Origin of the sequence: Streptomyces celluloflavus (genome assembly GCA_000720995.1) — a bacterium.
In the GTDB taxonomy this organism is placed as follows: Bacteria; Actinomycetota; Actinomycetes; order Streptomycetales; family Streptomycetaceae; genus Streptomyces; species Streptomyces celluloflavus.
The window spans coordinates 1-14,077 of the sequence record JOEL01000089.1 but is presented as its reverse complement, the minus strand read 5'-3'; the positions used below and the strand labels follow the sequence as shown (position 1 = coordinate 14,077).

Below are 14,077 nucleotides of genomic sequence, written 5' to 3'. Positions count from 1 at the left end.
GCGGAGTCAGGCGATTGGGCGGCGGTTGGCGGGGCGGGGCGGGATGATGTCCGTTCCGATGCCGGTGGCCGAGGTGGAGGAGCGCCTCGGTGCGTGGGACGGGCGGGTGTCTGTCGCGGCGGTGAACGGGCCGCGTTCGGTGGTGGTTTCGGGTGAGCCGGGTGCGTTGGACGAGTTGTTCGAGGCGTTGAGCGCGGAGGAGGTCCGTGTCCGGCGGGTCGCGGTGGATTACGCCTCGCATTCCGCGCAGGTCGAGGACTTGCGCGAGGAACTGCTCGACGTACTCGCCCCCGTACAGCCCCGGCGGGGCGAGGTGCCCTTCCTGTCGACGGTCACCGGCGACTGGCTCGACACCACGGAGCTGGACGCCGGCTACTGGTACCGCAATCTGCGCCGGACGGTGCAGTTCGAACCGGCCGTCCGCGAACTGCTCGGCGCCCACCACCGGGCCTTCCTGGAAATCAGCTCGCACCCCGTGCTGACCGTCGGGGTCCAGGACCTGATCGACGCCAGCGGCGAGGCAGCGGTTGCCACCGGGACGCTGCGCCGGGACCGGGGCGGCATGCACCGCTTCCTGCTGTCCCTGGCAGAGGTGTTCGTCCGCGGCGTTCCCGTCGACTGGCCGGCCGTCTTCGCCGGTACGGCTGCCCGCCGCGTCGAGCTGCCGACGTACGCGTTCCAGCACGAACGGTTCTGGGCCCTGCCGTCCGCACCCGAGGAGGCCGCCGCCGCGGACCCGGCCGACGCCGCGTTCTGGACGGCGGTCGAGAAGGAGGACACGGCGTCCCTCGCGGCCAGCCTGCGGATCGACGAGGATTCCCTCGCCACCGTGCTGCCCGCCCTCTCGACCTGGCGCCACGCCCGCCGCGACCGGTCCACCGTCGACTCCTGGCGCTACCGCGTCACCTGGACCCCGCTGAGCGGCCCGCCGCAGACTGCGCTGACCGGTGTCTGGCTGCTGGTCTCTGCCGAGGGCGTCGAGGACGAGGACGTGAGCGCCGCGCTGGCTGACGGTGGTGCGCAGGTGCGGCGGTTGGTGCTGGATGAGGCGTGTGTGGATCGTGCGGTGTTGGTGGAGCGGTTGGCCGGTGTCGGGGATCTTGCGGGTGTGGTGTCCGTGCTGGCCGGTGCGGAGGAGCCGAGTGAGGGGTATCCCGGTCTGTCCGTCGGGCTGGCGCTGACCGTCGCGCTCGTCCAGGCCCTGGGTGACGTGGAGTTGGAGGCGCCGCTGTGGTGCCTGACCCGGGGCGCGGTGTCCACGGGGCGTTCGGACCGGGTTATCAACCCCGATCAGGCGCAGGTGTTGGGTGTGGGGTGGACCGCGGCGCTGGAACATCCGCAGCGGGTGGGTGGGGTGGTGGATCTGCCGGTGGTGGTGGACCGTCGGGCGGGGCAGCGGCTTGCTGCTGTGCTGGCGGGGGCTGGTGGTGAGGATCAGCTTGCGGTCCGCGCCTCGGGGGTGTTCGCGCGCCGGATTGTGCGGGCCGCTGCCGAGGAGCGTCGTCCGGCCGGTACCTGGACGCCTCGCGGTACCACGTTGATCACCGGCGGCACCGGCACCCTCGCCCCCGACCTCGCACGATGGTTCGCGGCCGAGGGAGCCCGGCACCTGGTGCTGACCAGCCGGCGCGGTATGGCCGCCCCCGGAGCCGCCGAACTCGTCGCCGAGCTCGCCGAGTCCGGCACCGAGGCCACCGTCGTCGCCTGCGACATCACCGACCGCGACGCCGTCGCCGCACTGCTCGCCGGACTGAAGGCCGACGGGCACACCGTCCGCACGGTCGTGCACTCCGCCGCGGTCATCGACCTGAACTCCCTGGCGGAGACCGGCCTGGACGAGTTCGCGCGGGTCGTCGACGCGAAGGTGACCGGCGCCCGGCACCTGGACGAGCTGCTGGACAACGACGCACTCGACGCGTTCGTCCTGTACTCGTCCACCGCCGGGATGTGGGGCAGCGGCCGGCACGCCGCCTACGGGGCCGGAAACGCCTTCCTCGGCGCGCTCGCCGACAACCGGCGCGCCCGCGGCCTGACCGCCACCTCCCTGCACTGGGGCAAATGGCCCGACGACCTGGCACGCGAGCTGGCCGACCCGCACCAGATCCGCCGCAGCGGCCTCCAGTTCCTCGACCCGCAGCTGGCCCTGACCGGGCTGCGGCGCGCCCTCGACGACGACGAGACCGCCCTCGCCATCGCCGATATCGACTGGGACGTCTACCACCCCGTCTACACCGCCGTCCGCCCCACCACCCTCTTCGACGAGATCCCCGAGGTCCGGCGGCCGGCGGAGTCCACCGCCGCGCGGGGCGATGTACCGGCAGGCGAAGGGGAGTTCGCGGCCCGGCTGCGCTCGCTCGCCCCCGCCGAGCAGGAACGGCTGCTGCTCCAGCTGGTCCGTACCGAAGCCGCGACGGTCCTGGGCCATGCCTCCGCCGAAGCGACCCCCGAGCGGCGCGCGTTCCGCGATGCGGGCTTCGACTCGGTCACGGCGGTGGACCTGCGCAACCGGCTGGTGACGGCCACCGGACTGACCCTGCCGACCACCATGGTCTTCGACCACCCCAACCCCGTCGCGCTGGCCGGCTTCCTGCGCGCCACGATCGACGGGACGGGGCAGGTCGCCGCCGCCTCGCCGGCGGCCGCCGCGGTGCCCGACGACGACCCGATCGCCATCATCGGGATGAGCTGCCGCTACCCCGGCGGGGTGACCTCGCCCGAGGAACTGCACCGGCTCGTCCTCGACGGCGCCGACGTCATCTCCGGCTTCCCCGCCGACCGCGGCTGGGACGGTGAGGGACTCTACGACCCGGATCCGGACCGGCCCGGTACCACCTACTCCCTCCAGGGCGGATTCCTGCACGACGCCGCCGAGTTCGACCCCGTCTTCTTCGGCATCTCCCCGCGTGAGGCCGTCGCGATGGACCCCCAGCAGCGGCTGCTGCTGGAGACCGCGTGGGAGGCGTTCGAACGCGCCGGGATCAGCCCCGAGACACTGCGGGGCAGCACGGCCGGCACGTTCATCGGCGCGAGCTACCAGGACTACGCGTCGAGCGTGCAGGCCGCGGCCGAGGATGCCGAGGCCCATATGGTCACCGGTACGGCCGCCAGCGTGCTCTCCGGCCGGGTGTCCTACCTCTTCGGCCTCGAAGGGCCCGCCGTCACCGTTGACACCGCGTGCTCGTCCTCGCTCGTGGCGCTGCATCTGGCGTGCCAGTCGCTGCGCAACGGCGAGAGCAGCCTCGCGCTCGCCGGAGGCGCCGCGGTGATGGGCACCCCGCACGCCTTCGTCGGCTTCAGCCGGCAGCGGGCCCTCGCCCACGACGGCCGCTGCAAGGCGTTCGCCGACGACGCGGACGGGATGACGCTCGCCGAAGGCGTCGGCCTCGTCCTGCTGGAGCGGCTCTCCGACGCCCGCCGCAACGGACACCGCGTACTGGCCGTCGTGCGCGGCAGCGCGATGAACCAGGACGGCGCCTCCAACGGCCTGACCGCCCCCAACGGCCCCGCGCAGCAGCGCGTCATCCGCCAGGCACTCGCCAACGCCGGACTGTCCCCGGCGGATGTCGACGCCGTCGAGGCACACGGCACCGGCACCAAGCTCGGTGACCCCATCGAGGCGCAGGCCCTGCTCGCCACCTACGGCCAGGAGCGGGACCCCGCACACCCGCTCCGGCTGGGCTCGCTCAAGTCGAACATTGGGCACACCCAGGCAGCCGCCGGAGTGGGCGGCGTGATCAAGATGGTCATGGCCATGCGCGACGGCGTACTGCCGAAGAGCCTGCACGCCGACACCCCGTCGTCCCATGTCGACTGGACGGCCGGCGCGGTGTCGCTGCTGACCGAGCAGGCCGACTGGCCGCAGGACGGGCGGCCGCGGCGCGCCGGCGTCTCCTCGTTCGGGATCAGCGGCACGAACGCGCACCTGATCCTGGAACAGGCCCCCGCCGAACCGCAGGACGGCCCCGAACAGCCCGACGCCGACGGCATCGTGCCGTGGCTGCTCTCCGCGAAGACCGAACCGGCGCTGCGCGCACAGGCCGCCCGGCTCCTCGCCCACGCCCACGCACACCCCGAACTGTCACCCGCGCAGGTCGGCCGGGCCCTGGCCACCACCCGTACCGCCTTCGAGCACCGCGCCGTCGTACTCGGCGAGCACCGCGACGGCCTCCTGCGCGGCCTCGACACCCTGGCCACCGCGGCGACCAACCCGGCGGGCGTGGTGCGCGGCAGCACCGTGGGCGGCGCGGCCGGACCGGTCTTCGTCTTCCCCGGCCAGGGCTCCCAGTGGTGGGGCATGGGCCGTGAACTCCTTGCGTCCAGCGAGGTGTTCGCCGCCACGATCGACGCCTGCGCCGACGCGCTGGCGCCGTACCTCGACTGGTCGCTCCGGGACGTCCTGGCGGGCGAGGGCGATCCGGCGCTGCTGGAGCGGGTGGACGTGGTCCAGCCCGCGCTGTTCTCGATGATGGTGGCGCTGACCGAACTCTGGCGCTCCCACGGCGTCGAACCCGCCGCGGTCGTCGGCCACTCCCAGGGCGAGATCGCCGCGGCGTACGTGGCCGGCGGCCTGTCGCTGGACGACGCCGCCGCCGTCGTGGCGCTGCGCAGCCAGGCCCTGCCCCAGCTCTCCGGGCGCGGCGGCATGATGTCCGTCGCCGCCCCGGTCGCACAGGTCACCGAACTGCTGGCCCCCTGGGCGGCACAGCTCTCGGTGGCCGCCGTCAACGGCCCCTCCTCGGTCGTCGTCTCCGGCGACAACGACGCCCTCGACGCCCTGCTGGCCGCCTGCGAGCGACAGCAGGTACGCGCCCGCCGGGTCACCGTCGACTACGCCTCGCACGGCGCACACGTCGAGGCGGTGCGCGCGGAACTGGCCGACGTGCTGGGCGACATCCGGCCCACGCCCCCGCGGGTGCCGTTCTACTCGACGGTGACCGGCGGACGACTGGAGACGGCGGCGTTCGACGGCGCGTACTGGTACACCAACCTGCGGCAGACCGTGCAGCTGGAGCAGGCGACCCGGGCGCTGCTGGCCGACGGGCACCGGCTTTTCATCGAGGTGAGCCCGCACCCCGTACTCGCGGCACCCGTCCAGGAGACCCAGGAAGCGGCCGCGGACGCCGCCGGCCCCGCGGTCGTGCTCGGCTCGCTGCGCCGCGACGAGGGCGACCTCCGGCGCTTCTCCACCTCCCTCGCCGAGGCGTACGTCCACGGGGCGGCGGTGGACTGGACGGCCGGTCTCGGCGCGGGCTCCGGGCAGGTGGACCTGCCCACGTACGCCTTCCAGCACCGCGGCTACTGGCCGCAGGAGAAGCCCGCCGACGAGCCGACGGGCGGCACCGGAGACGGGGCCGACGCCGCGTTCTGGTCCCTCGTCGAGGACGGTGACCTGGAGTCGCTGGCCGACGAACTGGGCGTCGCGGCGGGCGGCGACCGGTCGTCACTGGGCGCGGTACTGCCCAGCCTGTCGGCCTGGCGCACCAGGTCGCGGGAGCGCTCCCTCGTCAACGCGTGGCGCTACCGGATCGGGTGGACCCGGCTGACCGAGCCGGGACCCGGCCGCCCGGCGGGCACCTGGCTCGCCGTGGTCCCGGCCGGTGCGGCCGACGACACCTGGGTCTCGGCCTGCGTCGCCGCGCTCGGCCCGGACACGGTCCGCTGCGAACTCGACGCCGCCGACCGCACCGCGCTGGCCGGCCGGCTGGCCGGACTCGCCGCCGGCGGAACGGAGTTCGCGGGCGTGCTGTCGCTGCTGGCGCCCGACGAGGAACGGCACACCGGCTTCGGCTCGGTGCCCCGCGGCCTCGCCCTGACCCTCACCCTCGTCCAGGCGCTGGGCGACGCCGGACTCGACGCCCCGCTGTGGTGCGCGACGCGCGGCGCCGTCTCGACCGGGCCCGACGACCGGCTCACCCGCCCCGTGCAGGGCGCCCTGTGGGGCCTGGGCCGCGTCGTCGCCCTGGAACACCCGGACCGCTGGGGCGGACTGGTCGATCTGCCCGGGACCGTGGACGCGCGGGCCGCCGCCCGGCTGACCGCCGTACTGGCGGGCCTCGACGGCGAGGACCAGGTGGCGATCCGCCCCTCGGGCCTCTACGGCCGCCGCCTGGTGCACGCCACACCCACGGCCGGCGCCCCCGCCCGCCGTTGGCAGGGCCGCGGTACGGCACTGATCACCGGTGGTACCGGCGGTCTGGGCGGCTGCGTCGCCCGGTGGCTCGTGGCACACGGCACCCGCGACCTCGTCCTCACCAGCCGGCGCGGTCCTGACGCCCCCGGCGCCGACGAGCTGCGGGCCGAGCTGGAGAGCCTGGGCGCCCGTGTCACCCTCGTGGCCTGCGACGCCGCCGACCGCCCGGCGCTCGCCGCCGTACTGGCGGCGATCCCCGCCGACGCGCCGCTGACCTCGGTGTTCCACACCGCGGGAGTGGCCGACGGCGACGCCGCCGTACAGGACCTGACCCTGGACCAGCTCGACGCGCTGATGCGGGCGAAGCTGACCGCGGCGCACCATCTGCACGAACTGACCCAAGACCTCGACCTCGACGCGTTCGTCCTGTTCTCGTCGGGCGCCGCGGTCTGGGGCAGCGGCGGCCAGCCGGGCTACGCGGCGGCCAACGCCTGCCTCGACGCCCTCGCCGCACACCGCCGGGCCGCGGGCCTGACCGCCGCGTCCGTCTCGTGGGGCGCCTGGGCCGAGGCGGGCATGGCCACCGTCCACGAGGTCCACGAACGGCTGCGGCGCCGCGGCGTCCAGGCGATGCGGCCGGCCCTGGCGATCGCCGCGCTCCAGCGGATGATCGAGGACGACGACACCGCCCTCACGGTCACGGCCATGGACTGGGAGCTGTTCACCCCCACCTTCACCGCGACCCGGCCCAGCCCGCTGCTGGCCGCACTGCCCGAGGCCCGCCAAGCGCTGACGGCCGGCGGCGGCACGGACGGTGGCACGGACGACGACGGGCCCGACACCGCCGGATCACCGCTGCGGCAGCGGCTCGACGGACTGCCGCCCGCCGAACGCGGGCGCGTCCTGCTCGAAGCCGTCCGCGCCGAAGCGGCCGCCACCCTCGGGCACGACGCGGCCGACGCCGTCCCGGCGGGCCGCGCCTTCCGCGACGTCGGATTCGACTCGGTCACCGCGGTCGAACTGCGCAACCGGCTCCGCACCGCGACCGGACTACCGCTCCCGGCGGCCCTGGTCTTCGACCACCCGACACCGGCGGCCCTCGCCCAGCACCTGCACACGGCACTCTTCGGAGCCGCCGCCGAACCGCACCACGACGACCGGCCCGACGACCCGGACGCCGAGCTCCGCAGCGTCCTGGCGTCCGTGCCGCTCAACCGGCTCCGCAAGGCCGGTCTGCTGGAGATGGTGCTGAAACTCGCCCACGACGACGGTGAGGCCCCCGCCACGGCGGCACCCGCCGAGGGGGCGTCCCTCGACGACATGGACGGCGAAAGCCTGCTCCGGCTGGCCGGCGGGAACGCGGCCACCTGACCACGGCGACCTGACAACGGCCACCTGCCGGCGACCCGCCGGCAGGGCCACCGGGCAGCGGCCTTCGGCGGACCGAACGCGGCGAACCGAACGAGATCTACGGAAGAGATCCGGGGAGAACGATGAGCACGTCCACCAACCAGTACGTCGAAGCGCTGCGCTCGTCGCTGAAGGAGATCGAGCGGCTGCGCCAACAGAACCAGCAGCTGGTGGCGGCGGCCGTGGAACCCATCGCGGTCGTCGGGATCGGCTGCCGGTTCCCGGGCGGCGTCACCTCCCCGGAGGACCTGTGGGACCTGGTCGCCGAGGGCCGGGACGTGATCGGGGACTTCCCCACCGACCGGGGCTGGGACCTCGACCGCCTCGCGGGCGACGGACCCGGCCGCAGCCTCGCCCAGGTCGGCGGCTTCGTGCACGACGCCGCCGAGTTCGACCCCGGGTTCTTCGGGATCTCCCCGCGCGAGGCCGTCGCCATGGACCCGCAGCAGCGCCTGCTGCTGGAGGTGGCCTGGGAGGCGCTGGAGCGCGCGGGCATCGACCCGGCGACGCTGCGCGGCAGCCAGGCCGGCGTGTTCGTCGGCACCACCGGCCAGGACTACGGCGAGGTCATCACGGCCTCTGCCGAGGACGCCGAGGTCTACGCCACCACCGGGCACGCCGCCAGCGTCATCTCCGGACGGCTCTCCTACACCCTCGGCTGCGAAGGCCCCGCCGTCACGGTCGACACCGGATGCTCCTCGTCGCTGGTCGCCATGCACTGGGCGGTCCAGGCCCTGCGCGGCGGCGAATGCTCGCTCGCACTGGCCGGCGGCGCCTCCGTCATGGCGACGCCCGGCCCCTTCGTCTCCTTCACCTCGCAGAGCGGACTGGCCGCGGACGGCCGCTGCAAACCGTTCTCCGACGCCGCGGACGGCACGGGCTGGGCCGAGGGCGCCGGCCTCCTCGTCCTGGAGCGGCTCTCCGACGCACAGCGCAACGGGCACCCCGTGCTGGCCGTCCTGCGCGGCAGCGCCGTCAACCAGGACGGCGCCTCCAACGGCCTCACCGCCCCCAACGGCCCCTCCCAGCAGCGCGTGATCCGTGCCGCACTGGAGAGCGCCCACCTGGCACCGGCCGACGTGGACGCGGTCGAGGCGCACGGTACGGGCACGACGCTGGGCGATCCGATCGAGGCCCAGGCGCTGCTGGCCACGTACGGCCAGGACCGGGAACGTCCGCTGTGGCTGGGCTCCGTCAAGTCCAACATCGGGCACGCGCAGGCCGCCTCGGGCGCCGCCGGCGTCATCAAGATGATCATGGCGATCCGGCGCGGTGTGCTGCCCCGCACCCTGCACGCCGCCGAGCCCTCGACGAACGTCGACTGGTCGGCCGGTGCCGTGCGGCTGCTCCACGAGCCCATGGACTGGCCCGAGTCGGGCCGCGCCCGGCGCGGCGGTGTGTCGTCGTTCGGGATCAGCGGCACCAACGCCCACGTCATCCTGGAACAGGCCCCGCCGCAGGCCACCGCGGAGGACGCGGCCACGGACGCGGACGTACGGCCGGCGGCCCTGCCGTGGGCTGTATCGGGCCGGACCGCGGCCGCACTGGACGCGCAGTGCGACCGCCTCCTGTCCCACCTGCACGACCACCCCGGCCTCCGGCCCATGGACGTCGGGTTCTCGCTCGCCGCGGGACGCTCCGCCTTCGAGCACCGCGCGGTGTTCCTCGCCGACGACAGCGGGCACCCCCCGCGCGAGATCGCCCGGGGCACCGCCGGCGAAGGCCCGCTGGCCGTACTCTTCTCGGGCCAGGGCTCCCAACGCCTCGGCATGGGAAGCGAACTCGCCGCACGATTCCCGGAGTTCGCCCGCCACCTCGACACCGTCACCGCCGAACTGGACCCCCTGCTCGACCGGCCGCTGCGGGAGGTCATGTGGGGGACCGACGCGGCGGCGCTGAACGAGACCGGCTGGACGCAGCCGGCGCTCTTCGCGGTCGAAGTGGCGCTGTTCCGGCTGGTGGAGTCGCTGGGTGTGCGGCCGGATTTCGTGGGCGGCCATTCGATCGGTGAGATCGCGGCGGCACATGTGGCGGGCGTGTTCTCCCTCCAGGACGCCTGCCGGCTGGTCGCCGCGCGGGCCCGGCTGATGCAGGCGTTGCCGGATGGCGGCGCAATGGTGGCGGTGCGGGCGACTGAGGACGAGGTCCGTCCGCTCCTGGACGACCGGGTGTCGGTGGCGGCGGTCAACGGTCCGTCGGCCGTGGTGATCGCGGGCGCCGAGGACGCGGTGCTGGAGATCGCCGGCCGGCTGGTGGAACAGGGCCGCAAGACCAGTCGGCTGCGGGTCTCGCACGCCTTCCACTCACCGCTGATGGACCCGATGCTCGACGACTTCCGGCACCTCGCCGAGAGCATCACCTACCACGCACCGCGCATCCCGGTGATCTCCAACCTGACCGGCGAACCGGCCCCGAGCGCGGAGCTGTGCTCCGCCGACTACTGGGTCCGCCACGTCCGCGAACCGGTCCGCTTCGCCGACGGCGTCCGCGCGCTCACCACCCGCGGCGTCACCACCCTCCTCGAACTGGGCCCGGACGGGGTGCTCTCCGCCATGGCCCAGGACTCGCTGCCGGACACCGCCGCGATCGTGCCGCTGCTGCGCAAGGACCGCCCCGAAGAACTCGCGGCCGTCACCGCCCTCGCGCGCGTCCACGTCCGCGGCACCACCGTGCGCTGGACGGACGTGTACACGGGCACCGGCGCCCGCCGGGTCGACCTGCCCACCTACCCGTTCCAGAACCAGCGCTTCTGGCCGGCGGGCACCGCCGCGCACACCGGAGGAATCGCCGCCGCTGGACTGGGCACGGCCGGTCACCCGCTGCTCGGCGCCGCCGTCGAACTGGCCGACGGCGAGGGCCTGCTCTTCACCAGCAGGCTGTCCGCCACCACCCACCCCTGGCTCGCCGACCACGGCGTGCAGGGCCGCGTCCTGCTGCCGGGCACGGCCTTCGTCGAGCTGGCGATCCGCGCGGGTGACGAGGCCGGCTGCGACCGTGTCGAGGAACTGACCCTCGCCGCCCCCCTGGTGCTGCCCGAACGCGGCGCCGTACAGATGCAGGTACGGGTCGGCGCCGCCGACGACGCGGGCCGCCGCACGCTCGGCGTGTACTCGCGGCCCGAGGCGGCGGCGTCCGGCGACCCGGCCGACGCCCCCTGGCACCGGCACGCCACCGGCGTGCTCGCACCGCGCACCGCCGCGACCACCGCCGACCCCGGGTTCGACACCGCGGTATGGCCGCCCGCGGGTGCCACGGCGGTGGACCTCGACGGCTGCTACGACCGGCTCGCCGGGCTCGGCTTCGACTACGGGCCGGTGTTCCGCGGTCTGCGGGCCGTCTGGCTCCGCGGCGACGAGGTCTTCGCGGAGGTGGCACTGCCGGAACAGGCCGAGGAGACGGCCACCGCGTACGGTCTGCACCCCGCGCTCCTGGACGCCGCACAGCACGCCGCGGCCTACGCCGACCTCGGCGCGATCAGCCGGGGCGGACTGCCCTTCGCTTGGGAGGGCGTGACGCTCTTCGCCTCCGGCGCGTCCGTGGTACGCGCCCGGCTGTCCCGCGCCGGGGACGACACCGTCTCCATCGCCGTCGCCGACACCGCCGGCGGACTCGTCGCCTCGGTGGACTCCCTCGTCTCGCGGCCACTGCGCGAGGAACAGCTGGCCGACGCCGGAGCCATGCCACGGGACGCCCTGTTCCGCGTCGCGTGGACAGCGCTCCCCGACGGCGCGGCGGCCGCCCCCGGACCCGTGGCGGTGGTCGGCCCGGACGTCTTCGGTCTGGCCGAGGCGGTACGGGCCGACGGCGCCGAGGTGACCGTCCACCCGGACCTGGCGGCGCTGGCGACGGCGGACGGCCCGGTGCCCCGCGTGGTCCTGACGGTCGCGACGGGCGCCACCGAGCACGCTGACGCCGACGACGCGAACGAAGTCGTGGCCTCGGCGCACGCCGTCGGCGCCCGCGTACTGGACCAGGTCCAGCAGTGGCTGGCCGAGGAACGGTTCGCCGACGCCCGCCTGACCTTCGTCACCCGCGGCGCGCTGGACGGCCAGGACCTGGCGGCGGCGCCGGTCCACGGCCTCGTACGGTCGGCCCGGACGGAGAACCCGGGCCGGTTCGGCCTCCTCGACCTGGACCTCGACCCGACCGCCCCGCTGCCGGCCCGCCCGTTCCTCGCCGCCACCGCCGACGAGACCGATCTCGCCGTGCGGGACGGCGAGCTGCGGGCCGCCCGCCTGACGCGCGTCCCGGCCCCCCGGGACCACGACGGGACGACCCCCTGGGATGCCGAGGGCACCGTCCTGATCACCGGCGGCACCGGCGGCCTCGGCCGCGTCCTGGCCCGGCACCTGGCGGCCACGCACGGCGTACGGCACCTGCTGCTGGTCAGCCGCCGCGGACGCGCCGCCGAAGGCGCCGACCAACTCATCGCGGAACTCGCCGAGTTGGGCGCCACCGCGACAATCGCCGCCTGCGATGTCACCGACCGCGCCGACCTGACAAACCTGCTGGCCGCCGTACCGGCCGACCATCCGCTGACCGCCGTCATCCACACCGCGGGTGTCGTGGACGACGGTGTCATCGGCTCACTGACCCCCGAGCGGCTGACCACCGTGCTCCGGCCCAAGGCCGACGCGGTATGGCTCCTGCACGAGCTGACCCGGGACCTCGACCTCTCCGCGTTCGTCATGTTCTCCTCCGTGGCCGCCACCTTCGGCAGCGCGGGCCAGGCCAACTACGCGGCGGGCAACGCCTTCCTCGACGCCCTCGCCGAGCACCGGCGGCGCGCCGGACTGCCGGGCCTCGCACTGGCCTGGGGCCCCTGGACGCGGGACGTCGGCATGACCGGCTCGCTCACCGACATCGACGTGGAACGCATCGCCCGCGCCGGTATGCCGCCCCTCTCGGTGGAGCAGGGCGTGGCGCTCTTCGACGCTGCCCTCGCCGCCGGTGAGCCGGCGGTCGCACCCGTACGGCTCGACCTGTCGGCACTCCGTGCCCAGGGCGAGATCGCCCCGCTGCTCCGCGGCCTCATCCGCACCCCGCACCGGCGCGCGGCGGCCACGCTTTCCCGGACGGCCGACGGCCTCACCCAGCGCCTGGCCGGCCTGAACGACGCCGAACGCCGCTCGGCCCTGCTCGACCTGGTCCGTGGCCAGGTGGCCCAGGTGCTGGGGCACGCCGACGCCGGAGAGGTCGAGGCGGCCCGCCAGTTCCAGGACTTGGGCTTCGACTCCCTAACCGCGGTCGAACTGCGCAACGGCCTGAACACGGTGACGGGGCTGCGACTGCCCGCCACCATGGTCTTCGACTACCCGACGCCGAACGCCCTCGCGGACCATCTGCGCGACGAACTGCTGGGCACCGAAACCGAGTTGGCGCCGCCCGCCCCGGAATCCGGCACGCTACCGGCGATCGCCGACGACCCGATCGTGATCGTCGGCATGGCCTGCCGCTACCCGGGCGGTGTCCGTTCACCCGAAGACCTGTGGCACCTCGTCACCGAGGGCACCGACGCCATCTCCGCCTTCCCGACGAACCGCGGCTGGGACCTCGACGGCCTCTACGACCCGGACCCCGACCGCCCCGGCAGGACCCACGTCCGCACGGGCGGGTTCCTGCACGATGCGGGTGAGTTCGATCCGGAGTTCTTCGGGATGAGCCCGCGCGAGGCGTTGGCTACGGATGCGCAGCAGCGGTTGCTGCTGGAGACCTCCTGGGAGGCGATCGAGCGGTCCGGTATCGACCCGGCCTCGCTGCGCGGCAGCCGGACCGGCGTCTTCGCCGGCGTCATGTACAACGACTACGGCACTGCCCTCACCGGCGAGGAGTACGAAGCCTTCCGCGGCAACGGCAGCGCACCGAGCGTCGCCTCCGGCCGCGTGTCGTACACCCTCGGGCTCGAAGGCCCGGCCGTGACTGTCGATACGGCGTGCTCGTCGTCGTTGGTGGCGATGCATTGGGCGGCTCAGGCGTTGCGGGCGGGTGAGTGCTCGTTGGCGTTGGCGGGTGGTGTGACGGTGATGTCGACGCCGAGTACGTTTGTGGAGTTTTCGCGGCAGCGTGGTTTGTCGCCGGATGGTCGGTGCAAGGCGTTCTCGGATGCGGCGGATGGTGTCGGCTGGTCCGAGGGCGTGGGCATTCTCGTCCTGGAGCGGCTGTCCGACGCGCGGCGCAATGGGCACGACATCCTGGCGGTGTTGCGGGGTTCGGCCGTCAATCAGGATGGTGCGTCGAATGGTCTGACGGCGCCGAATGGTCCGTCGCAGCAGCGGGTGATTCGTCAGGCTCTGGCGAGCGGTGGGCTCTCCGCTGCGGATGTGGACGCGGTGGAGGCGCACGGTACGGGGACGACGCTGGGCGATCCGATCGAGGCCCAGGCGCTGCTGGCGACGTACGGCCGCGACCGGGACGCGGACCGGCCGCTGCTGCTCGGCTCGGTGAAGTCGAATATTGGTCATGCGCAGGCGGCTGCGGGTGTGGCGGGTGTGATGAAGATGGTGTTGGCGTTGCGGTTTGGGGTGTTGCCGCGGACGT

Annotated in this window: 2 protein-coding genes; both read left to right on the top strand. The window is 74.2% G+C overall.

Annotated elements, in window-relative coordinates; translation table 11 throughout:
- Positions 1–7,501: type I polyketide synthase (locus tag IH09_RS39530; protein ID WP_404827317.1), on the top strand; the 7,501-nt coding region annotated here is incomplete at its 5' end.
- 122 nt (positions 7,502–7,623) lie between these two features.
- Positions 7,624–14,077 (top strand): type I polyketide synthase (locus IH09_RS35435; protein WP_190233510.1); only part of this gene is annotated, 6,454 nt, incomplete at its 3' end.